The organism is Actinomycetospora sp. CA-053990 (genome assembly GCF_050948445.1).
Taxonomy (GTDB): Bacteria; Actinomycetota; Actinomycetes; order Mycobacteriales; family Pseudonocardiaceae; genus Actinomycetospora; species Actinomycetospora callitridis.
In genome coordinates, this window is the sequence record NZ_CP192043.1 from 1,201,558 (window position 1) to 1,222,896 (window position 21,339).

Below are 21,339 nucleotides of genomic sequence, written 5' to 3' on the forward strand. Positions count from 1 at the left end.
CGAGCAAGACGGCGACGAGGGCGTGCGCTCGCAGCAGGACGGGGGCGGTGGTGTCGTTGTCGGGCACGGCCCCGACGGTCGCGGTCGCCCCGGGGCCGTCGGCATCGGCGAACCACTCAGACGCTCGTCACCTCACCGACTGATGAGGTGTTGACGAACGCGAGCGGGCGGGACATGACCCGACGCCTACGGTGTTCCGGTGACCGCGCTGCGCCGACGCCTCCCGGCGGGCCTCCTCGTGCTGCTCCTGGCGCTCCTCGTGACGGCGGGGACGGCCGCCGCCCACGAGTCCACCCCGGTCGGCGTCCAGCGCATCGAGCTCTCCCTCGGCGCGCGCACGCTCGCCCTCACGATCACCGCGCCGCCCGAGGGCGGCGGGCGCATGCCGGTGGTGGTGCTCCCGCGCGGCGATGCGCCCCGGGTGACGTCACGCTCGCGGCCGTCCGCCCGGGCGGGGACCCGGCGACGGCGCCGGTCGTCGTGCCCGCGGCGCCCGTCGGGCAGCCGCGCGAGGTCGCCCTGACCGCCGACGGTGTCGGCGCCTGGGAGATCGCGGTCGCCGACGGCGCGACCGTCGCCCGGGTCCCGATCACGGTCGCCGCCCCGCCCCGACTCCCGGGTGGGTGTGGGCCGTGCGGATCGGCGCCGTACTCGGCGTCGTCGCCCTGGTCGCGGCCCTGGCCCCGGGCGTGCGGCAGCGTCCCCGCCTGGCCCTCGCCCTCGGCGCGCTCGCGATCGTCGGCCTCACGATCGCCGCGACCGCCGTGGCGACGGCCCCGGCGACTCCGGGGCCGCCACGCCGGCCGCGGCGCCGGTGGGTCCGGCGGCGGCGCCCGCGGGCGGCCACGCGGGTCACGGCGGCGCCGCGATGCCGGACATGCCGGGGATGCCGCCGACGGACATGCCGTCGGACACGTCCGCCATGGGTCCCGGCGCCGTCGTCGTCACGGCGCGGACCGCCCCGGGCGCACAGCCCGGTGCCCCGACCGATCTCGAGCTCGACCTCACCGACGGCTCCACCGGCGCCGTGGTCGACGACCTCACGATCCACGACGACGCCCTGATCCACCTCGCGGTGATCGGCCCGGACGGGCAGCTGGCGCACGTCCACCCGGTCCGCACCGCGCCCGGCCGCTACGTCGTCCTCGTGCAGCCGGCGACGGGCGGGCGGTACGGGGTCTTCGCCGAGATGGAGCGCGCCGGGGACGGCGGCCACCAGGTCGCCCGCACCGCGTTCGACGTGGCGGGGCCCGCGGCTCCCGTGACCCCGGCCGCCCCGGGTGCCGGGGTCCGCCAGGTCGCCGGCATGGACGCCGAGGTGACCGCCCCGCCGGCCGTGGCCGGCCGGCCCACCCGCGTGTCGGTCGCCTTCACCCGGGACGGCGGCGCCCCGGTGACCGACCTCCAGGGCTGGCTGGGCATGGCGGGCCACCTGATGCTGCTCGGCCCCGGCCTGCGCGGCGTACCCGACCCGGCCGATCCCGCCTCGGCGTTCGGTCACGTCCACGACATGAGCGCGGCGGGGCCCGCCGGTACGTACGGCCCGCAGGTCGGCTTCGACTACACGTTCCCGCGCGCCGGCCGCTACGCGCTGTGGGTCCAGGTGCAGCGCGACTGGCAGATCGTCACCGTGCCGGTGACGGTCGACGTCGCGGCCGCGGCGGCGCCCACCCCGTGATCACCTGCCGACGCGTGAGAGCGTGCGTGCCGTGCGGACGGTGCAGGTGGTCGGGATCGGGCTGGGCGACCCGGGTCAGCTGACCCTGGACGCGGTGGAGGCACTCGGCGGGGTCGACGTGGTGGTGCTCCTGCACAAGCCGGGTCCCGCCGACGAGCTGACCGCGATCCGGGCGGCGATCGTCGAGCGCTTCGCGCCGCAGGCCCGGGTGGTCGAGCGCGACGACGCCGTGCGCGACCGCGCCTCCGCCGACTACGAGGGCGCCACCGAGCGCTGGCGCGACGAGCGCGCGGCCCTCTACGAGCAGACCCTGCTCGACGAGGTGCCCGACGGCGGCTCCTGCGGCCTGCTCGTGTGGGGCGACCCGGCGATCTACGACGGCACCGTCGAGATGCTCCACCGCCTCGACGCCCGCGGCCGGGTGGCCCTCGACTGGCGGGTGGTGCCCGGTCTGGGGGCGCCCTCGGTGCTCGCCGCGGCGCACCGGACGACGCTGACCCGCACCGCCCGCGCCGCGACGATCACGCCGGCGCGTCGCGTCCTCGACGACAGCGTGGACTCCGGCGAGGCCGACCTCGTCGTCATGCTCGACGGCTCGAAGGCCCACGGGCTCGAGCACCTGCCCGACGACGCGACCGTCTACTGGGGCGCGTATGTGGGCACCGGCGACGAGGTGCTGATCTCGGGTCGCGTCGGCGACGTGCGCGAGGAGATCCTCGCGGCCCGCGTCGAGCACCGTGAGCGCAAGGGCTGGCTGATGGACACCTACCTGGTGCGCCGCGCGTAGGTCGGTTCCGGGGGGCGCAGGCTCCGCGCGGGCGCCCCGCCCAGGGTGCGCAGCCACCGGGCGATGTCGTCGGCCCCGCCCTCGACGGCCGCGTCCAGGGGCGTCCCGTCGTACGAGGGCTGGCAGCGGTTCAGTTCCGCCCCGTGCCGCAGGAGGATCTCCGCACACCCCCGGTGCCCGTGGCGGCAGGCACTCCAGAAGGCGACGTCGATCTCGTCCCAGCCGGGCGTCGGGGAGAGGTGCAGGAGCGCGGTGACGGTGTCGTCGAGACCCGTCGCCGCGGCGTCGACGAGGGTGACTGGCTTCACACTTCGTCAGTGTGGGCGATCCGGGCCGGGCTCGCGAATCGGCGGCACACAACCGGCCGCCCCGAGCGAGCGCAGGTTCCAGCGCCCGCCGTGTCCGGTGAGCACGGCGAGGGTCAGCGGGGCGACGTCCACGCGCCACGCCCCCGCCGGCCCGGCCCCGAGCGCGTGGGCGACGGCGGCCCGGACGACGGGCGGGTCGACGACGGCGAGGCCGACGGCGCGTTCCTCGCCCGGCAGAGCGTCCATCCAGCCGGCGACGCGGTCGACGAGGGCCCGCAGCGAGTCGCCCCGGGTGGCCCCGCCTCGGCGTCGGTCATCCAGGCCTGCAGCGCGGCGGGGTCCTCGGCGGCCAGGTCGGCGGGGAGCGCCCGGCCCAGGCCCCGGGGTCGGGCCCGGTCGGGGCGTCGCCGTCGGGGTCCCGGCCCGGCAGCGCGAGGGCCGCCGTCTCCCGGCACCGGGCCGACGGTGCGCACCACAGCAGGTCCGGCGCCCGGAGACGTCCCGCGAGCTCCCCGGCGGTGCGACGGCCCCCGGCGTCGAGCGCCTCGTCGCGCGGGAAGCGGGCGGCCCGGGAGGCCTTGGTGGTGCCGTGGGCGAGCAGGTGCAGTCGCACGGGTGCTTCCTAACTGCTGGTCCGGGTCTCGCGCACGAGGGCCACCACGACGGCGAGCAGCACGAGGCCGGTGGCCGGGGCGATGATCGTCCACGGCGCGCGCTCGACGTAGGCCAGGGAGTCCGCGAGCACCGCGCCCCACTCCGGCGAGTCGGGCGCCGCACCCAGGCCGAGAAAGCTCAGTGCGGCGATCCCGAGCGCGGCGTGCGGCACCCGCGCCAGGCCGTGGCGCGTCACCGGGCCGACGACCGCGGGCAGCACGTGTCGCCGGGCGACGCGGGCGGGCGACGCGCCGGCCAGGACCGCCGCCCGGACGTAGCCCGAGGCGCGGGCCTCGGCGGCGAGCGTCCGCGCGTGCACGGCGAGGGCACCCAGTTGACCGCCGCGACCGCGATCGCCGCGCCGAGCAGACCGGGCCCGGCGATCGCGGCGACGACGAGGCCGACGACGACGGGCGGCAGCGCGTTGAGCACGTCCGCGGCCCCGGCGCGGGTCGACCGCGCGCCCACGCCGACGAGCAGGCCGACGACCAGGCACGCCGCCGTCACCGCGACCGCGGTGCCGACCGTGAGCAGGGCACCGTGCGCCACCCGGGCCCACAGGTCGCGCCCGAGGGCGTCGGCACCCAGCGGCGCCGACCACGACGGGGCGGCGAGCCGGCGCCCCTCGACCACGGCCGACGGATCGCGGGGCAGGCCGGCCACCACGATCGCGGCGAGCACCCCGGCCGCGGCCCAGGGGGCCGAGGAGCGGGCCCGGCCACCGGCCAGTGATTCTCGGGGCAGCGGGACGCCCGCGGGGAGCTCCCCGCCCGACCGCGCCGGCCCGAGCAGCGCCCGGTGGGCGAGCACCCCGACGCCGCCGAGGCCCAGCCCGAGCAGCACCAGCAGCATCACGGCGGCCTGGGCCACCGGCAGGTCCTGGGCGAGCACGGCGTCCAGCGCGGTCGAGCCGACACCGGGGACGCCGAAGAGCTGCTCGACGGCGACGGCGCTGCCGAGCAGGCCGACGACCAGCAGCGCGATCTGGGGCACCGCCGTGGCCACCGCCCGGCGGGCGACGCCGAGCGCGATCGTCGCCGGCGGCGTGCCCCACGAGCGCCACGTGCGCACCCACGGCTCGGCCAGCGCCGACTCCGTCGCCGACGACAGCATCCGCGCGAGCAGGCCGCCGGCGGGCAGGCCGAGCGCGAGCGCCGGGAGCACGAGGTGCGCCGGGCCGGAGAACCCGGTGCTGGGCAGCAGGCCCCACGCGACGGCGACGACGGCGACGAGCACGGCGCCCAGCGCGATCTCGGGCACCGCGCCCAAGATCGATGCGCCCAGCACGGAGGCGGCCACGGCCGTCCCGCGACCGGCGTCGCCGGTCCCGCGGCGGGTCGCCCGCGCCACGCCCGGCGCGAGCAGACCGAGCGCCGCGACGGCGGCGATGAGCGCGGCCGCGACGGCCAGCGTCAGCGAGACCCCGATCGCCGCGAGCACGCCCGGGGCGACCGGGCCCCGCGAGACCCACGAGGTGCCGAGGTCGCCGGTCAGCACGCCGCCGAGCCAGCCGAGCGCCCCGCCGACCGGGTTCGTCGGCAGGTCCAGCTCGGCGCGCAGCGCGTCGAGCGTCGCCGGGTCGACCCCGCGCTCGGGATAGCGGGTGCGCAGGACGGTCGCGGCGGGATCGGAGTCCCACAGCCAGGGCAGCGCGGCGATCACGACGGTCAGCGCCACCACCGCGAGGCCGGCCGAGGCCCAGGGCAGGAGGCGCCGCGCGGCGGTCATCGCCGGGTCGCGCCGGTGATCAGGAACTGCTCGTTCGGGTCCTCGGCCACCCCGGTGACGCCGGCGCCCACCCCGACCCGCGCGCGCTCGGTGACGTGCGGGACGACCGCGTCGGCGGCGAGCACCCGGCCCTCGACCTCGAGCGCGGCGCGGCGGCGGGCCTCGACGTCGCTGGTCGCTGCACCTGCCGCGAGGAGCGCGTCGGTGGCGGGGTCGCAGGAGCGGGCCTGGTTGTAGCTGCCGGCGCACGAGAAGTCGCTGGCGAGGTAGCCCACCGGGTCGCCGGTGTCGAGCTGCTGCGAGCGGCTGATGATCACCGCGTCGAAGGCGCCGGTGCCCAGCCGGGCCTCGAACGCCGAGCTCTCGAGCACGGTGACGTCGACGGTGAACCCGGCGCGGCGCAGGGCGTCGGCGTCGGCCGCGGCGATCTCCGGGAGCTCGGCGCGGTCGGAGTAGGTCGCGAGGCGGATCCGCTGCCCGCCCGGCGGCGTCGGGGGTGTCACGGGGTGCGGGGGACGGGCGCCGGGAGCACCAGCCCACGGGGTCGCCGGACCGAAGAGGCCGGCGGCGGCGTCGGCGCGCCCCTCGTAGATCGTGCCGGCGACGTCGACGGCACCGATCGCGGTGCGGGCCGCGGCCCGCACGCCGGGGTCGGCGAAGACCGGCGAGCGCTGGTCGAGGTACACCGCGACGCTGCGCGGCAGCGGGACGCCGACCACCTGCTGCGGCGGCGCGATCGCGGCCACCTGCGAGACCGGGATCGCCTCGGCGACGTCGAGCTCCCCGGCGCGCAGCCCGTTGGCGCGGGCGACGCCGTCGGCGAGGAAGCGCGCGTCGACGCCTGGGGCGGCCACCGGGCCGCGCCACGAGGTCGGGTTGGCGTCGAGGGCGGCCCCGGTGGATCCGTCGACGCGGGTGAGCACGAACGGACCGGTGCCGGCGCGGACGGGGCTGGGGCGGGTGGGGTCGGCGTAGGCGCCGGGCGCGAGGATCACGAGCTCCGGCGACGCCAGGCGCTGGGGGAGCACCGGGTCGGGCTCGGGTGTCGTGACCACGACGCCGTCGGGACCGTCGGCGCGTGCGGTGAGGGCGGGCCCCGTCTCGGCGAGCGACGCCAGCGCGCGGGGCGTCGGGGTGGCCGCGGCGGCGCGGGTGAGGCTGCCGACGACCGCGTCCGGGGTCAGCGGCGAGCCGTCGTGGAAGGTGACGCCGGGACGCACGGTGAAGCGCCACTCCGTGGGCGTGACCCGGGTCCACGCCGTCGCGAGTGCCGGCGTCGGCGTGCCGCCCTCGAGGACCACCAGCGGTTCGGTGACGCCGAGCCGCGTCGCGAGCGTCGCCTCGTTGCCGTACGGCGAGAGGCCCGAGGTGGGCGGGAACGACAGGCCGACACGGAGGCGCCCGTCGGAGGAGTCACCGCCGGTTCCGCTGAAGCAGCCGGTGAGGGCGAGACCGAGGACGGCCAGGACGGCGGCCAGCCGGCGGGTCATGGGGAGTTCCTCTCGGCGGAGGTCAGGGGCGGGTCGGCCTGCAGGGCGGGGACGCGGCGCACGAGGACGCCCATGACGACGGCGCTGGCCAGGGGAAGGGCCGCGGTGACGGCCCAGGGCAGGGCGGGCGGGCCGTGGGCCTCGAGCAGGGAGCCGAGCAGGGCGCTCCCGCCGAGCACGCCGAGGCCGCCGCCGGAGGCGAGCACGCCGAAGTACGCGCCGAGCCGCCGCTCGCCGGCGAGGCGTCCGACGGCGTCCTGGGCGACCGGCACGACGGTCATCTGCCCGAGCGTCAGCAGCACGACGAAGACGACCGCGGGCACCGGGCCCGCCGTGCCGAGCCCGATGAGCACTGCGGTCGCCGCGAAGGCCAGGGCGAGCACGCCGAACCCCACGGGCAGCGCGCGGGCCCCGAGACGACGCCGCACCAGCTCGGCCAGCGGGATCTGCCCGAGCACCACGAGCACCGCGGACAGGACGAAGAGCAGGCCGAGCATCCCGGCCGCGCCGACGCGCTCCAGCTCGACCGGCAACGCGAGGTAGAGCTGGTTGTAGCTGAGTAGCCAGGTCGAGTAGGCGGCCGTGAACGCGAGGAACGCGGGGTTGCGCAACACCTCGCCCCACCCCGCGAGCACGGGCTCGCCGGCGTGCGCCGCCGGCCGCCGTGGCATCCCGCGGGCGAAGGCGACGAGGACGGCGGCGAACACGCCGGCCGCGGCGAAGGTGGTGGCCGCGAAGTCGACGGTCAGCAGCAGCGACCCGAGCACCGGACCGAGGACGACGCCGACCTCGCCGGCCACGCCGAACATCGCGAACGCCTCGCTGCGCGTCGGCCCGTCCTCCCGCTCCAGCTCCCCGGCCCGCCGCGCGAGCTCCGCCTCGACGGCCGGCGAGAACAGGGCCGCGGCGAAGCCCGTCGCCACCGTCCCGGCGACGAGCAGGACCGCGCCGTCGGCCAGCGCCAGCAGCAGGAACCCGAGGATCCGCACGACGAACCCGGTGAGCGCGACCGGGCGGGTGCCGAAGCGGTCGGCGAGCGCGCCGCCGAGGAAGAACAGCCCCTGCTGGCTGAACGTGCGCAGGCCGAGCAGGAGCCCGACGAGCGCGCCGCCGAACCCGAGGTCGCGGGTGAGGTGCAGCGCGAAGAACGGCAGCACCAGGTAGAAGCCGGTGTTGAAGGCGAGCTGACCGAGCACGATCAGCCGGATCGGGCCGGGCAGCCCGGAGAGCCGTCCCAGCACCGACCAGCGGCGCAGCAGGGCCCTCACCCCACCTCCACCCCGAGCACGGCGTCGAGCAGGGCACGGGTGGCGTCGGCGGCGGGACGCGCGAACACCGCGCCGATCGGCCCGGTCTCGACGACCCGGCCCGCGTCCAGCACCGCGAGGTCGGCGCAGAGCCGCGACGCGATGCCGAGGTCGTGGCTCACGAGCAGCAGCTGCGTGCCCGACGCCCGGGCGAGGTCCCCGACGAGCGCCACCAGGCGGCGCCAGGTCGTGGGGTCGACGGCGCTGAACGGCTCGTCGGCGATGAGGACGTCCGGACGCGGCGCGAGCGCGCGGGCCAGGGCGATGCGCTGGCGCTCGCCGCCGGAGAACGCCGCGGGCCGACGTCCGGCGACGGCCGGGTCGAGGCCGACGGCGTCGAGGAGCTGGGCGACCCGGGCGCCGTGGTCGCCGTCGACGCCCAGGCACTCGAGGGTTCGCGGATGCTCGCGCCGACGGGCAACCGCGGGTCGAGCGAGCTGCCGGGGTCCTGGGGGACGACGCCGACCGACCGCCGCAGGGCTCCCGGCGAGCGGGGTGACACCGCCTCACCGCGGAACCGGACCTCGCCGGCGTCCGGCGCCTCGAGGGCGAGCAGCAGCCGCAGCAGCGTCGACTTGCCCGAGCCGGAGGCACCCACGATCGCGAGGTCGCGGCCGGCGGGGACCTCGAGGTCGATCCCGTCGAGTGCCGTGCGCGCCACCCGGCGCCACGGCCGGTCGCCCGGCACCGAGTAGCGCCGGGTGACGCCCTCGAGGGCGAAGGTGGCGGTCACGCCCGCACCTCCGGCACCGACAGCCGCGCGGCCTCGACCAGCTCGCACGTGACCTCGTGCTCCGGCGCGGCGAGGACCTCGTCCACGGGGCCGGACTCGACGACGCGTCCGCCGGCGAGCACCACCACGTGCTCGCACACCGCGGCGAGCACCCCGAGGTCGTGGGTGACGAGGAGCAGCGCGGTCCCCGTCGCGGCCAGGGAGCGGTCCAGCCGGTCGAGCAGGGCGTGCGCGACGGGCGGGTCGAGCGCGGCGGTCGGCTCGTCGGCCACCAGCAGACGCGGCCGGCAGGCCAGCGCGGCGGCGAGAGCGACCCGCTGACGCTGCCCGCCGGAGAGCTGCGCGGGGCGCGCCCGGGCCAGCTCGGCGGGCAGGTCGACCTCGGCGAGGATCTCGGCGACACGCGCCCGGGCCCCGGGGCGGTCGAGCCCTGGTGGCGACGCAGCGGCATCGCGAGCTGGCGACCGACCGACAGCAGCGGGTGCAGGGCCACCGCGGAGTCCTGGGCGACGAGCGCGACGTCGCACCCGCGGACGTCGGCGAGGGGGTCTCGGACGCGCCGACCAGCTCGGAGTCCGCGACGCGCACGCTGCCGGTGGCCGTCGCCCCGGGCGGCAGGAGGCCGGCGACGGCGGCGGCGGTCAGGGACTTGCCCGCGCCCGACGGCCCGACGACGCCCCAGCGCTCGCCGTCCCCGATCCGGAGGGCGAGACCGTCGACGCCGGGGTTCCCGCCGACGAACACCCGGAGATCACGGATCTCGGCGATCGCGGAGGTCGACATCGGCCGAGACCCTATGCCAGCTCTGGGGAGGTACGAGCTGTGCGCTACAACGCAGCGATGCAGAAGCATGTCTGCATCCGTTGCCAACAGGCTGCAGCAGGGCGGAGCGGAAGCGCCTGCCTCCGGTGTGACACGCGCTGCTCAGGAGACATACCTCATCACCTGCTGAGGTGTTGACGATCGTTGCGCGAGCCACCTACGTTCGCAACCGTCGCCGCCCGGTGTGGACGGCGACGTCGTCGTGCGCCTCGAGGAGAACCCTGTGACCACTGCCGGTGCCGTCGCCCGCGCCAAGGCCACCGCCGTCCCCGCGTCGGAGACCCTGCCCTGGCTGATCAGCGCAGTCCTCGTCGGACTGGCGCTCTACTTCTTCATCGGCATCGACCAGGGCGCCGTCTCGGTCTTCGGCGACACGAGCTACATCCACGAGCTGGTGCACGACGCCCGCCACTTCCTCGGCTTCCCCTGCCACTGAGTCCGGCTCGGTCGGCGCCGGAGTCCCGAGGAAGGAGAGGGTCCTGATGGAGGCACGCTCGTTCGTGCTCCGTGGCGTGCTCGCCGGCGGCGTCGCCGGGCTCGTCGCCTGGCTGTTCGCGCTCGTGTTCGCCGAGCCGCAGATCGACGCCGCGATCGCCTACGAGGAGGGTCGCGGCGAGGCCGAGGAGGCCCTGGCCGTCGCGGGCGGGGCGGCCCCGGCCGGCGGCGGCGAGGAGGAGATCGTCAGCCGCGGCGTCCAGGCCACCCTCGGGGTCGGCATCGGGATGGTCGGCATCGGGATCGCCGTCGGCCTGCTGTTCGCCGTCGCGTACACGCTGCTGCACGGCCGGGTGGCCCTGCGGCCGCGGGTGCTCGCGCTCCTGGTGGCCGGCGCCGGCTTCCTGACGATCTACGCGACGCCGTTCGTCAAGTACCCCGCCAGCCCGCCGGCGGTGGGCAGCGACGAGACCATCGGCGACCGCACCGCCCTGTACCTGGTGATGGTGATCGGCTCGCTCGTGTTCCTCGCCGCCGCGGTCGCCGTGGCGCGGCTGCTGCGCGAGCGGATCGGGACGTGGAACGCCGTCCTGGTCGGCGGCGTCGTCTACGTCGCCCTCGCGGCGATCCTCATGTCGGTCCTGCCCGGTCTCGGTGAGCTGACGATCAACGTCGTCGAGAGCGGCCCGCGGGTCACCGAGACGCCGCTGCCGCTGCGGGACGCCTCGGGGGCGATCCTCTACCCGGGCTTCGACGCCGACGTCCTCTACTCCTTCCGCGTCGCGTCCTTCACCGCCCAGGCGCTGCTGTGGGGCGTGCTCGGTCTCGTGTTCGGCGGGCTGGTCGAGCGCCGGCTCGCCAAGGAGACCGCCTCCCGTGCCCCGGAGGCGTCCGCGGTCTGACCCCTCGCACGACCAGACGGCCCCGGCCCTCGCCCCGCGCGAGGTCCGGGGCCGTCGTCGTCTTGCGGGCGGGTCGCTAACCGAACGCGCGGACGACGCCCGCGACCGACGCGCAGACGATGAACCCCAGCGCGATCGGCAGGAGCGTCGCCACGGCGGTCCAGCGGGCGCTGCGGGTCTCCTTCCAGATCGTCAGCACCGTCGTGCTGCAGGGGTTGTGCAGCAGGGTGAACAGCATGAGGTTCACGGCGGTGAGCAGCGTCCAGCCGCCGGTGGTGACGAGCACCGAGCCGACGGCGGCGTCGTCGCCCAGCTCGAGCATCACGCCGGGCGCCGCGCCGACGGTGTTGGCGCCGAGGGTCAGCGTCAGCATGATGATCGTCGGGATGATGATCTCGTTGGCGGGCACGGCCACGAGGTAGGCCAGCAGGATCACGCCGTTGAGGCCCAGCACCCACCCCAGCGGCTCGAGGGCGTTCACGAGGTGCGCGGCGAGGCTCGCGTCGCCGAGGTGGACGTTGCCGATCAGCCAGATCACCGCGCCGGCCGGCGCCGCCATCATCAGCGCGCGCTTGAGGACCTTGAGCGTGCGGTCGACGATGCTGGTCCAGAGCGTGCGCCAGAGCTGCGGCGGCCGGTAGGGCGGCAGCTCCAGGGAGTACACCGAGCTCTCGCCGCGCAGCACCGTGCGCGAGAGCGTCCACGACACCGCGAGCGTGACGCCGATGCCGAGGATGACCACGGCGACGACGCTGCCGGCCGCGACGAGCCCCGCGAGCTGCGCCGGCACGACCGCGCCCACGAAGATCGTCCCCATCAGGATCAGGGTCGGCCAGCGTCCGTTGCAGATGCTGAAGTTGTTCGTGATGATCGCGATCAGCCGCTCGCGGCGGCTGTCGATGATCCGCGTCGCGGTGACGCCGGCGGCGTTGCAGCCGTAGCCCATCATCATCGTGAGCGCCTGCTTGCCGTGCGCCCCGGACCGCGCGAAGAGCCGGTCGAGGTTGAACGCCACGCGCGGCAGGTAGCCGAAGTCCTCGAGCAGGGTGAACAGCGGGAAGAAGATCGCCATCGGCGGCAGCATCACCGCGACCACCCACGCCGTGGCGAGGTAGACGCCGTCGACGAGCAGCCCGGTGACGAACGCCGGCGCCCCGGCCGCGACGAACACGTCGCGCAGCCAGGCGTGCCCGTTCTCGACCAGCAGGACGTAGAGCAGGTCCGAGGGCACCGCGGCACCGGCGATGGTGAACCAGAAGACGCCGAAGAACAGCACGCCCATCGCGACGAAGCCCCACACGCGGTGGGTGAGGATGCGGTCGAGCGCACGGTCGAGGGTGAGGCGCGCGCGGGCGTCGTCGCGGTCGACGCTGGTGGACGCGAGCCGGGCGGCGTCGGTGTAGAGGGACTCGACGACGCGGTCGCCGACGTCGTCGGGCAGCGCGCGGCGCAGCCGGGCCGCCTCGTCGAGGAGGTCGCTGCTCATCCCGCGCGCTCCACCGGGGTCGCCGGGGTCGCCAGCTCGCCGAGCGTCCCGTCGCGGACCGCGGCCTCGATGCCCGGGTCGCCCTCGAGCAGGCGCAGGGCCACCCAGCGGGCGTTGGGGACGCCGGGGAACTGCCCGGCGACACGACCGGCGAGGTCGGACACCGCCTCCTCCAGCGCCGGGTCCTTGTGCACCAGTCGCAGGGGCGCCGGCGCGTCCCGGGTGCCCGCCACCTGCGCGATCGCCGCGAGCAGGTCGGGGATGCCCTCGTTGCGGCGCGCGGCCATCGGGACGACGGGGACGCCGAGCTCGCGGGTCAGGTGCCGGGCGTCGACGGTGAGGCCGTGACGCCGCGCCTCGTCGACGAGGTTCAGGGCGACCACGACCCGCCCGGTGATCTGGCGGATCTGCAGCACCAGCGGCAGGTTGCGCTCCAGGCGCGTCGCGTCCACGACCACGACGACGACGTCGGGCTGCCCGAAGAGCAGCGCGTCGCGGGCGACGTCCTCGTCGGCGCTGGTGGACAGCAGCGAGTAGGTGCCGGGCAGGTCGACGATCCGGTACCGGGCACCGCCGTAGGTGAAGCCGCCCTCGGCGCGCGCCACCGTCTTGCCCGACCAGTTGCCGACGTGCTGGCGCAGGCCGGTCAGCGCGTTGAAGACGGTGCTCTTGCCGGTGTTCGGGTTGCCCGCCAGGGCGACGACGTGGTCGTGGCGTCCCGGCGCGAGCCCGAGCCGAGCGAGCCGGGCCCCGCCGGTGGACAGTGCGCAGGAGGCACAGCCCGGGGCGGCGTCGTGGGAGTCGTGCGCGTCCTGCGACGGGCCCGGTCGCGGCGTCGGGAGGTCCTCGATGCCCCCTCCCGGGCCGCCCACGGTCAGCGGTCCTCGAGCTCGACGTGCACCGTGCGGGCCTGGTGGCCGCGGAGCACCACGAGGGTGCCGCGCACCTCGTAGGCCGTGGGGTCGCCCAGCGGGCTGCGGAGCTCGGCGCTGATCGAGACCCCGGGCAGGAGGCCGAGGTCCATGAGCCGACGGCGCTCGGCCCCCCGGGTGTCCAGGGCGGTCACCACACCACGCCGGTCGCGCGGCATCTCGTCGAGCGTCATGCCACCACCTCGGGGTCCGGCGGCGACTTCGCCGCGCAGGAGACTGAAAGTTCGGCCAGCCGAACTCTACGTCGCCGGAGTCCGGTGGAACACCCCTTCGACGACATCGTCGACCCACAACGAGTCGGCGAGCTCCGGCCCGAGGTCGATCTCCCGCCCGGCGTCCGCGGCCGTCCCGTCCGAGACCCGTACGAGGAACGGCCCGCCGAACGGGCGGCGGGAGACGAGCTCCAGGCGTACGTCGAGCGCGATCGACTGCTCGCGCAGCCAGGTGAGCATCGCGGGCTCGGTGTCGTCGACGCGGACGAGCCGGCCGTGGTCGCCGGGCTCGAGCGTGGCGAACCGGCGGCCCGAGAACGTGGCGACGGTGCCGTCCGCGGCCGGGATGGGGTCGCCGTGCGGGTCGAAGCGCGGGTGGCCGAGCCGGGCGTCCATGCGGTCGAGCAGCGTCGGCGACACGTGGTGCTCGAGCACCTCGGCCTCGTCGTGCACCTCGTCCCAGCCGTAGCCCAGCTCGCGGACGAGGTAGGTCTCGAGCAGCCGGTGCCGGCGCAGGACGTCCAGCGCGGCGCTCGTGCCGTCGGCGGTGAGCCGCACCCCGCCGTAGGGCCGGTGCTCGATGAACCCCTGCTCGGCCAGCTTGCGCAGCATGCCCGACACGGAGGACGCCCCGACCCCGAGACGCCGGGCGAGGCCCGTCGTCGTGGCCGGTCCCTCGCCGCGCTCGTCGCACGCGTAGATGGCCTTGATGTAGTCGTCGACCGCCACCGTGCGCTGCGCGGCGGGTCCGGTCATGCCGTGAGCGTAACCGGGGGCAGGGCGGTTCAGAGGGTCGCTCGCAGCGCCGTCACCGCACGGTCACAGGCCCCGCCGGCCCTCGCTCCGGTGCGCCGTGGTTGCCACGGCGGGGCGGGGGAGGCCGAACTCGGTGCGGATCCGGCGGCGGAGCAGGTCGATCGTCCCGCCGTGCCCGGCGAGGCAGGCCTGCGCGGGCGGGTAAGGCTAGCCTTACTTCGTCGATCAGCGGAAGCTATCGTCGCGTGTCATGGGTGACGTGCTGGACCGGGCCCGGGTCGTGGCCGCCGAGGTGCTGCTCCCGGCGGCCGACGAGGTCGACGCGACGGCGACGATCCCGGAGGGCCACTTCCGCGCGCTGGCCGACGCCGGGCTCTACGGGCTCGCGACGGGGTCCGATCTCGGGGGGCCGGACGTCTCGTTCGAGGACTTCCTCGGCGTCGTCGAGACCCTCGCCGGCGCCTGTCTCACCACGACGTTCACGTGGATGCAGCACCACGGCGTGGTGCGCGGGCTGGCCGGCACCACGAACGCCGCCCTGCGCGAGCGCCACCTCGCCGACGCCGTCCGGGGCACGACCCGCTGCGGCGTGGCCTTCGCCGGCGCGATCCCGCAGCCGCCGAAGCTGTGGGCGACGCGGGTCGACGGCGGCTGGCGGCTCGACGGCGTGGCGCCGCTGGTCACGGGCTGGGGCCTCGTCGACCTGCTGCTGGTCTCCGCCCGGGATGCAGCGACGGCGGACGCCGACGACGACCACGCGCGCGTGGTGTCCGTCCTCGTCCCCGCGCGGGCAGCCGCCGGGGTCACCGTGCACCCCCTCGACCTCGCCGCCGCGAACGGGAGCCGGACCGTCCGTCTCGACGTCGACGGTTGGTCGGTGGGCGACGACGCGGTGGTCGCGACGCCCACGCGCGCCGAGTTCCTCGCCGGCCAGCACGCCAGCGCGCGGGTGAACGGCTGCCTCGCGCTCGGGGTGGCCGGGCGGTGTGCCGCGCTCGTCGAGGACGCGGGCGAGCCGGGCGCCGCGGAGGCGCTGCGCAAGGCTCTCGGCGCCGTGCGCGACGACCTCGACGCGGGGCTCGCGGACGCCGGTCGCATGCCGGCCGCGCGCGCCGCCGCTTCGGAGCTCGCGGTGCGGGCGGCCGCGACGCTGACCGTCGCGGTGGGCAGCCGCGCGATCGTCGGGCGCCACCCGGCCCGGCGGCTGGCCCGCGAGGCGGCCTTCACCCTCGTCGCGGCCGGCCGTCCCGAGATCCGCGCCGAGCTACTGGGTGCCCTCCCGGCGGGCTGAGTCGGGTGCCGCAAGCACACGACGACCCCCCGGCCCGAGGGCTCGAGGGGTCGTCGCGCGCCGCGCGGCGGACGCTTGTCGGAACGATCACCGCGCGAGTCCGGGGGCGTCAGACGATCGAGACGCCCTGCGCCTTCTCGTAGCGCTGGGCGGCGTCGGCCCAGTTCACGACGTTCCACCAGGCCTTGACGTAGTCCGGCTTGACGTTCAGGTAGTCCAGGTAGAAGGCGTGCTCCCACATGTCGAGCATGACCACCGGGACGATGCCCAGCGGCACGTTCGCCTGCTGGTCGTAGAGCTGGAAGATGCGCAGCTTCTGCGCCAGCGTGTCGACGCCGAGGATCGCCCAGCCCGAGCCCTGGATGGTCGTGGCCACCGAGGTGAAGTGCTTCTGGAAGAGGTCGAACGAGCCGAAGTCGCGGTCGATCGCCGAGGCGAGCTCACCGGTCGGCTTGTCGCCGCCGTCCGGGCTCAGGTTGTGCCAGAACACCGAGTGGTTGATGTGCCCGCCGTAGTTGAAGGCGAGGTTCTTCTCCCACAGCAGCGCCGTCGTGCCGATCGTGTCCTGCTCGCGGGCCTCCGCGAGGGCGTCGATCGCCGTGTTCAGCCCGGTGACGTACGTGTTGTGGTGCTTGTCGTGGTGCAGCTCCATGATCTTGCCCGAGATGTGCGGCTCGAGGGCGCCGTAGTCGTAGGGCAGATCGGGGAGCGTGTACTCCGCCATGCGTGTCTCCGAACGGTCAACTGATGCGACTCGGTGAGAGCCACTCTGATGTTGTTGCCGATCATAGGCAACTTCAACCGCGTTGCGGCGCGCGATCTCGACCGGGCGTCGGGCGTCACCGACGCTTCAGCGCGCCCGTGACCGCCGTGGCCAGCAGCTCGTCCAACGCGATGCCGCCGGCCGCGGCCATGACGGCGAGCACGCTGGAGGGCGCGAAGGAGCAGTAGAGGCTCGCCTCGAGGAACACGGGGCGCCCGGTGGGGTCGATGCGGAAGTCGAAGAGCGAGTAATCCCGGCACCCGAGTGCGACGTGGCAGCGGCGCGCGGCGTCCCACACCCGGGCGGTCACCGGGTCGTCGACATCGACGATCAGCACCTCGGGGTCGTCCTTCGCCACCAGACGCAGCCCGCCACCGTCGTCGGGCGCGAGCTTGTCGTCGTAGGAGCGGACGGGCCGGGTCGTCCCGTCGAGGAGGTACTCCTCCAGCGGCAGGCCGACGAGCTCGCCGTCGCGCTCCACCAGCCCGCAGCGCACCTCGCGCCCGAGCGGCACGAACTCCTCGACCAGGATCTCCGCGGAGTGCGCGAACGCATCGTCGAGGGCCTCGGGGAAGCCGTCCGGGGAGCGCACCAGCGTCACACCGAGCGAGTTGTCGGCGTCCGCGGGCTTCACCACGGCGGGCGGTGCGACGTTCGGTCGGTCCCCGCGCCGCAGCACCTCACCGGCCGGGACGTCGACGCCCGCGGCGGCGACCATCGCCTTCGCCGCGGCCTTGCGCGCACCGATCGCCATCACCTCGCCGGTGTTGCCGACGACGGGCACGCCCAGCACCGCGAACAGCGAGCGGTAGGACGTCATGCCGGGCAGGCAGAACATCTGGGGCAGCACGACGTCGAGCCCGAGCACGCCGAGGTGGGCGAGGGCGTCGGCCGGGTCGAAGGGCGTCGCGGCGGCGATCACGTCGGCGTCGAAGGACGCCGGGAACCGCCACCGGCCGTCGGGGGAGACGACGGCGGGATGGGCCTCGTAGCGCTGCGGGTCGGCGGTGGCCGCGAGGCAGCCGCGGGCGTAGGTCAGCGAGAGGTCGGCGTGGAAGTCGCTCACGGCGGACCCGGCGAGGTGCAGCACGCGCAGTGCGGTCACGTCAGTCCCCCGCCGGCTCGACGAGCTTGCCGATGTTGACGTCCACCCGGATCCACGGCTTGCCGGTGACGAGGTTGCGCAGCAGCAGCGACGGGATCTGCAGGTGGTGGAGCAGCAGGAACGGCAGCGGGTCGTCCCGGTCGAAGACGGCGTCCGTGCCGCGCCGGATCACGGCGAGGCGCTCGAGGGCCGTCGAGGGACGCGAGATCATCCGCCACAGTTCGTGGTAGAGCCAGTAGGTCGGGCGGCTGTCCGGACGCGGCGTCAGGGGGCCCTCGTCGGGGTCCAGGTCGTCGAGGTAGGCCCGGGCGAGGGCCTCGGCGTCGCGGTGGAACATCGTGATCGCCGAGTGCGTCCGCGGGTTGCACTCGAGAGCGACGAGGTCGCCCTCGGGGGTCTCGATGAAGTCGAACGACAGCTGCCCGCTGACCCGCAGCGCGCCGACGAAGCGGCGCACCCACTGCTCGATCTCCGGCTTGTCGACCATCGCGTAGTTGAGCTGGAACGCCGAGGACTCGCAGCACGCCCAGACCTGCACGCGGCCGTCCCGCACGGTGCTGTGGGTGCAGTACTCCCGCCCCGGGGTGAACTCCTGGAGGATCCAGGGTGTGTCCGCCGACATCGGCTTCGACCGGGCGAACTCCTCGGTCTCGGCCGCCGTGGGCCGCGGCAGGGTCGTGAGATCGAGCCGCGCGACCGGGTCGTACGGGACGCTCTTGAGGATCCAGGGCCCGGGCTGCGCCTCGAAGTCGAAGTCCTCGACCTGCTTCGCCGCGGTCACCCGGTGGGTCTCGGGGACGGGCAGGCCGAGCGTGTCGGCGGCCTCGGCGAACCGGTCCTTGTCGTCGAGGATGCGCAGCACCTCGGGGTCGGGGTGCAGCACCTCGCAGAACTCGGCGAGCACCGGCTTCGCCCGCGAGTCGTACCGGCTCGCGGCCGGGCTGCAGACCGGCACCCACACGTCGACGCCCTCGGCGACCACGACGTCGCGCAGCGCCTCGACGTAGCCGGCGGCGCCGGGCTCCGGCACCACGTGGAAGGCGTCGACCGCCCGCGAGAAGCGGTGCCCGGTGAACCGGTAGCGCGCCGACTCGACCAGCACCACCCGGTGGCCCGCGGCGTGGAACGCGCGCGCCAGCGCCAGGGCCTTGGTCATCTTGCCGCCGCTGACGAGCACGGTGCGCGGGTCGTCGGCCACCGTGCGCCGCGACGGGACCAGCAGCGAGCGCACGAGCGCCGCCCCGGTGACCGCGAGCGTCGCCGGCAGCGGGACGGTCAGCAGCGCGAGCGCGCCGAGGGTCTTCGGGGCGTGGGTGACAACGCTGCGCAGGCTCACGGGGCCACCACCGTCTCGCGGTGCAGGACGCGGTCGTGGTCCCAGAGGACGACGTCGCCCGGGGACCAGGTGTGCCGGTAGGCGGTGTCCGGCGCCGTCGCGTGCTCGTAGAGGACGCCGATCGTCGTCCGCGACGCGCCGCCGTCCATCCCGCTGATCTCCGCGCCGCGCTCGGGTGCGGCGAGGTGCAGGGCGGTGCGCCCGGTGTCGGGGTGCCGGCGGAACAGCGGGTGCTCGGTGCCGGCCCCGTCGGTGACCGTGCGCCCCGCGAGGTGCATGCGGATGTCGGACGACAGGGTCTCGTAGGCGCGGTACCGGTCGCCGAAGAGCGACTCGCCACCGTGCTCGGGCGGGGTGCCGGCCCGGACGTCCCCGACCCGGCGCCGGAGCGCCGCGAGGCCGTCCTCGTCGAGCCCCTCCTGCCCGGGCACGACGACGACGCCGTGCTCGGCGAGCAGGCGGCGCAGCTCGTCGATCCGGGCGTCGTCGGCGGTGGCGAGGTCGAGGCCGGTGACCTCGACGCCGATCGGCTCCAGCGCGGTGGTCGGCACGATGCTCCTCACCCGCTCCGGCGGATCAGGGTCAGGCCGTCGCGCAGCGGCAGGAGCACCTGCTCGACGCGCGGGTCGGCGGCGACGGTGTCGTTGAACGCGGCGATCGCGTCCCCGTTGGCCGTGCGCTCGCCGGAGACCCACGGCGCACCCTGCATGAGCGTGTTGTCGACGGCGACCAGGCCGTGCGGGGCGAGCAGCCCGGTGTCGAGCAGCGCCGCGAGATAGCCCGCGTAGCCCGCCTTGTCGGCGTCGATGAACACGAGGTCGAACTCCTCGCCGGCCGCGGCCAGCGCGGCGAGGGTGTCGGCGGCCGGCCCGACCTCCACGGTGATGCGCCCACCGGCCGGGGACTCCGAGAACGCCCGCCGGGCGAGGTCGGCGACCTCGGCGTCGAGCTCGCAGGCCACCAGCCGCCCGTCGACGGGCAGGGCCTCGGCCATGGCGAGCGCCGAGTACCCGGTGAACAGCCCGATCTCCAGCACCCGCCGGGCCCGCGTGGCGCCGACCAGCATCTTCAGCGCCTGACCCTCGACGTGCCCCGAGAGCATCTCCTGCTCGAGGAACACCGCCTCGGGGTCGCGCCCGGCCCAGTCGTGCTCGTGCGTCACCGCGGCGAGCCGGGCGAGCGCGGCCGACTCCGGCGTGGTGCAGCGCTCGAGGTACGGGTCGAGCCCGCCCGCGAGCTCCTGCGCCCGGCGCAGGTCGGCGCGGACCTCGTCGGGCAGGTCCGCCACGCCGGCGAGACCGTCGGCGATCCGGTCGAGCGTGGCGGCGAGGATGCCGACCGGGGTCACCGGCCGGGGACCGGACGTGCGAGCCGGCGCGCTCATCGGCGGAACGTGTCCACACCCGCGCCCGCGCGGGGGTAGTCGGCGACCAGCGCGCGGTGCGCGGCGAGCGTCTCCTCGAGCTCGTCGGCGCCCAGGTCGTTGATGAAGTGCGTCGTCCCGATCGGGCGCGGGACCGCGGCGCGCAGCTTGCCGTCGCGGGTCTGCAGGATCGAGTCGGTGCCCTTGGCCAGCACCTCCGGGGTGAGCAGCGGGCTGTCGAGGGAGAGCCCGAGGCGGCTCATCAGCCCGAGGATCCGGTCGCGGGCGGACTCGGTGATGTAGCCGCGGCGCTGCGCGAGCGTGGTCGAGAGCGCCATGTCGACGCTGATCGCGTGCCCGTGGAAGAAGGGCTCGTCGCCGGAGAGCTCGAGCGTCGGGCTCCAGGTGTGGCCGAAGGCGATGACGCGGTCGAGGTCGAGCTCCTGGAGGTTCGGCACCTCGAGGCGCAGCATCGTCTCGATGGCGTCGTAGGTCAGCCGGTGGGTGACCTCGCGGAGCTCCGGCGAGCCGTCCCGGTGCCCGAAGCCGGTCGCCAGCAGGTCCTCGCCGTACTTCTCGAGCAGCTCGAAGATGCTCTCGTTGCCCACCACGGCGATCTTGATGAGCTCCGCCATGCCGTTGCGCACCTGCTCGACGGGCAGGCTCGCGAGGAACGAGAAGTCGAGCAGCACCTGGCGGGACGCGTGGAAGGCCCCGAGCCGGTTCTTCGCCTTGCCGTGGTTCACCGCGACCTTGATCGCGACGCTGGCGTCGACGAGCCCGATGAGCGTGGTCGGGATGCGGATGTAGTCGGTGGACCGCCGGAAGATCGAGCACGCGAAGCCGGCGACGTCGGTGGTCAGGCCACCGCCGACGACGAGCACCGGCTCGGTGCGGACCAGCCCGAAGTCGCCGAACGCGTCGACGATGCGCTCCGCGGTGCGCAGGGTCTTGTCGGCCTCGTCGATCGCGATGGCGAAGACGGTGAGGTCGATGCCGTGGTGGTCGAAATAGGCGGCCATCGCGTCGCCGTGCAGCTCGGCCACGGTCGCGTCCACGACGGCGAGGCAGCGGCCGTAGGGACGGTAGGCGTCCGCCAGCCCGGTGTTCTCCGGCGCGAACACGCCGTCGACGAGGGTGAGCGAGTAGTCGATCTTCTGGTAGCCCTCGACGTGGAAGGCGGTGTCGGTGGCCGTGAGGGTCGGCTGGGCGGTCATGGGCGCGGTCTCCCGATCTGGGTGCACGGGGTGA

The 21,339-nt window shown here is 75.4% G+C and carries 24 protein-coding genes and 4 pseudogenes; 6 read left to right on the forward strand and 22 right to left on the reverse strand.

What is annotated here, in order from left to right; genetic code table 11:
- The first annotated feature begins 199 nt into the window (after positions 1-199).
- The 3 genes from ACQPYN_RS06190 (at position 200) to cobF (ending at position 2,465) form a co-directional block, all read left to right on the forward strand.
- Positions 200-523, forward strand: a complete 324-nt coding sequence (locus ACQPYN_RS06190; RefSeq protein WP_433034659.1) for a hypothetical protein — start codon at positions 200-202, stop codon at positions 521-523.
- A gap of 354 nt (positions 524-877) precedes the next feature.
- The gene (locus ACQPYN_RS06195; protein WP_433034661.1) at positions 878-1,678 is read left to right on the forward strand and encodes a hypothetical protein; all 801 of its coding nucleotides are present in this window, start codon (positions 878-880) and stop codon (positions 1,676-1,678) included.
- A 31-nt stretch (positions 1,679-1,709) separates the two neighbouring features.
- Positions 1,710-2,465: a precorrin-6A synthase (deacetylating) gene (cobF, locus tag ACQPYN_RS06200; RefSeq protein ID WP_328310622.1), complete on the forward strand. Its 756-nt coding sequence runs from the start codon at positions 1,710-1,712 to the stop codon at positions 2,463-2,465.
- Here the strand turns inward: cobF and ACQPYN_RS06205 are convergent.
- The 12 genes and pseudogenes from ACQPYN_RS06205 to ACQPYN_RS06260 form a co-directional block, all read right to left on the reverse strand.
- On the reverse strand, positions 2,444-2,773 hold the full coding sequence (locus ACQPYN_RS06205) for an ankyrin repeat domain-containing protein (RefSeq protein ID WP_433034663.1): 330 nt from the start codon (positions 2,771-2,773) through the stop codon (positions 2,444-2,446). The two genes, cobF and ACQPYN_RS06205, sit on opposite strands and share 22 nt — an antisense overlap.
- 6 nt (positions 2,774-2,779) lie before the next feature.
- Positions 2,780-3,094 carry a histidine phosphatase family protein gene (locus ACQPYN_RS06210; protein ID WP_433038755.1) on the reverse strand — a complete coding sequence of 105 codons (315 nt, stop codon included), beginning with the start codon at positions 3,092-3,094 and terminating at the stop codon, positions 2,780-2,782.
- Complete coding sequence (locus tag ACQPYN_RS06215) at positions 3,087-3,386, reverse strand: histidine phosphatase family protein (RefSeq protein ID WP_433034665.1); 300 nt, start codon at positions 3,384-3,386, stop codon at positions 3,087-3,089. The genes ACQPYN_RS06210 and ACQPYN_RS06215 overlap by 8 nt, the downstream gene beginning before the upstream one ends.
- Before the next feature lie 9 nt (positions 3,387-3,395).
- Positions 3,396-4,028 (reverse strand): ABC transporter permease subunit, encoded by a 633-nt coding sequence (locus ACQPYN_RS06220; protein ID WP_433038757.1) that lies wholly within the window; start codon positions 4,026-4,028, stop codon positions 3,396-3,398.
- A 272-nt stretch (positions 4,029-4,300) separates the two neighbouring features.
- Positions 4,301-5,155 (reverse strand): annotated as a pseudogene (locus tag ACQPYN_RS06225) (ABC transporter permease subunit); the annotation flags it as partial.
- Positions 5,152-6,645, reverse strand: coding sequence for an ABC transporter substrate-binding protein (locus ACQPYN_RS06230; protein ID WP_433034666.1), 1,494 nt, complete (start codon positions 6,643-6,645; stop codon positions 5,152-5,154). The pseudogene ACQPYN_RS06225 and the gene ACQPYN_RS06230, both read right to left, overlap by 4 nt.
- Positions 6,642-7,913, reverse strand: a complete 1,272-nt coding sequence (locus tag ACQPYN_RS06235; RefSeq protein WP_433034668.1) for an MFS transporter — start codon at positions 7,911-7,913, stop codon at positions 6,642-6,644. Before ACQPYN_RS06235 ends, ACQPYN_RS06230 begins: the two co-directional genes overlap by 4 nt.
- Complete coding sequence (locus tag ACQPYN_RS06240) at positions 7,910-8,074, reverse strand: hypothetical protein (RefSeq protein ID WP_433034670.1); 165 nt, start codon at positions 8,072-8,074, stop codon at positions 7,910-7,912. Before ACQPYN_RS06240 ends, ACQPYN_RS06235 begins: the two co-directional genes overlap by 4 nt.
- Positions 8,075-8,218: 144 nt before the next feature.
- Positions 8,219-8,335: pseudogene (locus tag ACQPYN_RS06245) on the reverse strand (ABC transporter ATP-binding protein); the annotation flags it as partial.
- An 80-nt stretch (positions 8,336-8,415) separates the two neighbouring features.
- Positions 8,416-8,733 (reverse strand): annotated as a pseudogene (locus tag ACQPYN_RS06250) (ATP-binding cassette domain-containing protein); the annotation flags it as partial.
- Positions 8,682-9,212, reverse strand: a complete 531-nt coding sequence (locus ACQPYN_RS06255; RefSeq protein WP_433034672.1) for an ATP-binding cassette domain-containing protein — start codon at positions 9,210-9,212, stop codon at positions 8,682-8,684. The gene ACQPYN_RS06255 and the pseudogene ACQPYN_RS06250, both read right to left, overlap by 52 nt.
- A gap of 91 nt (positions 9,213-9,303) precedes the next feature.
- Positions 9,304-9,537, reverse strand: a pseudogene (locus tag ACQPYN_RS06260) (hypothetical protein); the annotation flags it as partial.
- Between the two features lie 193 nt (positions 9,538-9,730).
- Between ACQPYN_RS06260 and ACQPYN_RS06265 the strand changes: the two are divergent.
- Together ACQPYN_RS06265 and ACQPYN_RS06270 are read left to right on the forward strand one after the other, a co-directional pair.
- A complete protein-coding gene (locus ACQPYN_RS06265; RefSeq protein ID WP_433034674.1) occupies positions 9,731-9,943 on the forward strand; it encodes a CbtB domain-containing protein in 213 nt (70 codons plus the stop codon).
- 46 nt (positions 9,944-9,989) lie between these two features.
- Entirely contained in the window at positions 9,990-10,844 is an 855-nt protein-coding gene (locus ACQPYN_RS06270) for a CbtA family protein (RefSeq protein WP_433034676.1), read from the forward strand.
- A 76-nt stretch (positions 10,845-10,920) separates the two neighbouring features.
- Here ACQPYN_RS06270 and ACQPYN_RS06275 read toward each other — a convergent pair whose 3' ends face one another.
- The 4 genes from ACQPYN_RS06275 to ACQPYN_RS06290 form a co-directional block, all read right to left on the reverse strand.
- Positions 10,921-12,330, reverse strand: a complete 1,410-nt coding sequence (locus tag ACQPYN_RS06275; protein WP_433034678.1) for a nucleoside recognition domain-containing protein — start codon at positions 12,328-12,330, stop codon at positions 10,921-10,923.
- The gene (locus ACQPYN_RS06280) at positions 12,327-13,202 is read right to left on the reverse strand and encodes a FeoB small GTPase domain-containing protein (protein ID WP_433034680.1); all 876 of its coding nucleotides are present in this window, start codon (positions 13,200-13,202) and stop codon (positions 12,327-12,329) included. The genes ACQPYN_RS06275 and ACQPYN_RS06280 overlap by 4 nt, the downstream gene beginning before the upstream one ends.
- Positions 13,203-13,204: 2 nt before the next feature.
- Positions 13,205-13,435: a FeoA family protein gene (locus tag ACQPYN_RS06285; RefSeq protein ID WP_274191114.1), complete on the reverse strand. Its 231-nt coding sequence runs from the start codon at positions 13,433-13,435 to the stop codon at positions 13,205-13,207.
- 66 nt (positions 13,436-13,501) lie between these two features.
- A complete protein-coding gene (locus tag ACQPYN_RS06290; protein WP_433034683.1) occupies positions 13,502-14,230 on the reverse strand; it encodes a metal-dependent transcriptional regulator in 729 nt (242 codons plus the stop codon).
- Between the two features lie 250 nt (positions 14,231-14,480).
- On the opposite strand from ACQPYN_RS06290, the gene ACQPYN_RS06295 reads away from it, so the two are divergent.
- Entirely contained in the window at positions 14,481-15,521 is a 1,041-nt protein-coding gene (locus tag ACQPYN_RS06295; RefSeq protein WP_433034685.1) for an acyl-CoA dehydrogenase family protein, read from the forward strand.
- A 109-nt stretch (positions 15,522-15,630) separates the two neighbouring features.
- On the opposite strand, the gene ACQPYN_RS06300 is transcribed toward ACQPYN_RS06295, so the two are convergent.
- From ACQPYN_RS06300 to ACQPYN_RS06325, 6 genes are all read right to left on the reverse strand, one after another.
- Complete coding sequence (locus ACQPYN_RS06300) at positions 15,631-16,245, reverse strand: superoxide dismutase (protein WP_433034687.1); 615 nt, start codon at positions 16,243-16,245, stop codon at positions 15,631-15,633.
- A gap of 115 nt (positions 16,246-16,360) precedes the next feature.
- Positions 16,361-17,389 (reverse strand): D-alanine--D-alanine ligase family protein, encoded by a 1,029-nt coding sequence (locus ACQPYN_RS06305; RefSeq protein WP_433034689.1) that lies wholly within the window; start codon positions 17,387-17,389, stop codon positions 16,361-16,363.
- 1 nt (position 17,390) lies between these two features.
- Positions 17,391-18,725, reverse strand: a complete 1,335-nt coding sequence (locus tag ACQPYN_RS06310; RefSeq protein ID WP_433034691.1) for an ATP-grasp enzyme — start codon at positions 18,723-18,725, stop codon at positions 17,391-17,393.
- Positions 18,722-19,276: a TauD/TfdA dioxygenase family protein gene (locus tag ACQPYN_RS06315; protein ID WP_433034693.1), complete on the reverse strand. Its 555-nt coding sequence runs from the start codon at positions 19,274-19,276 to the stop codon at positions 18,722-18,724. Before ACQPYN_RS06315 ends, ACQPYN_RS06310 begins: the two co-directional genes overlap by 4 nt.
- Positions 19,277-19,284: 8 nt before the next feature.
- Positions 19,285-20,109: an O-methyltransferase gene (locus tag ACQPYN_RS06320; RefSeq protein ID WP_433034695.1), complete on the reverse strand. Its 825-nt coding sequence runs from the start codon at positions 20,107-20,109 to the stop codon at positions 19,285-19,287.
- The gene (locus ACQPYN_RS06325) at positions 20,106-21,305 is read right to left on the reverse strand and encodes a sedoheptulose 7-phosphate cyclase (RefSeq protein WP_433034697.1); all 1,200 of its coding nucleotides are present in this window, start codon (positions 21,303-21,305) and stop codon (positions 20,106-20,108) included. The genes ACQPYN_RS06320 and ACQPYN_RS06325 overlap by 4 nt, the downstream gene beginning before the upstream one ends.
- Positions 21,306-21,339: the final 34 nt, after the last annotated feature.

Bases quoted from the DNA above. Each gene is read 5' to 3' on its own strand.
- ACQPYN_RS06275 (WP_433034678.1), bottom strand. From the start codon at position 12,330: ATGAGCAGCGACCTCCTCGACGAGGCGGCCCGGCTGCGCCGCGCGCTG.
- ACQPYN_RS06285 (WP_274191114.1), bottom strand. From the start codon at position 13,435: ATGACGCTCGACGAGATGCCGCGCGACCGGCGTGGTGTGGTGACCGCC.
- ACQPYN_RS06325 (WP_433034697.1), bottom strand. From the start codon at position 21,305: ATGACCGCCCAGCCGACCCTCACGGCCACCGACACCGCCTTCCACGTC.
- ACQPYN_RS06270 (WP_433034676.1), top strand. From the start codon at position 9,990: ATGGAGGCACGCTCGTTCGTGCTCCGTGGCGTGCTCGCCGGCGGCGTC.
- ACQPYN_RS06195 (WP_433034661.1), top strand. From the start codon at position 878: ATGCCGGGGATGCCGCCGACGGACATGCCGTCGGACACGTCCGCCATG.
- ACQPYN_RS06295 (WP_433034685.1), top strand. From the start codon at position 14,481: ATGGGTGACGTGCTGGACCGGGCCCGGGTCGTGGCCGCCGAGGTGCTG.
- ACQPYN_RS06290 (WP_433034683.1), bottom strand. From the start codon at position 14,230: ATGACCGGACCCGCCGCGCAGCGCACGGTGGCGGTCGACGACTACATC.
- ACQPYN_RS06320 (WP_433034695.1), bottom strand. From the start codon at position 20,109: ATGAGCGCGCCGGCTCGCACGTCCGGTCCCCGGCCGGTGACCCCGGTC.
- ACQPYN_RS06230 (WP_433034666.1), bottom strand. From the start codon at position 6,645: ATGACCCGCCGGCTGGCCGCCGTCCTGGCCGTCCTCGGTCTCGCCCTC.
- ACQPYN_RS06300 (WP_433034687.1), bottom strand. From the start codon at position 16,245: ATGGCGGAGTACACGCTCCCCGATCTGCCCTACGACTACGGCGCCCTC.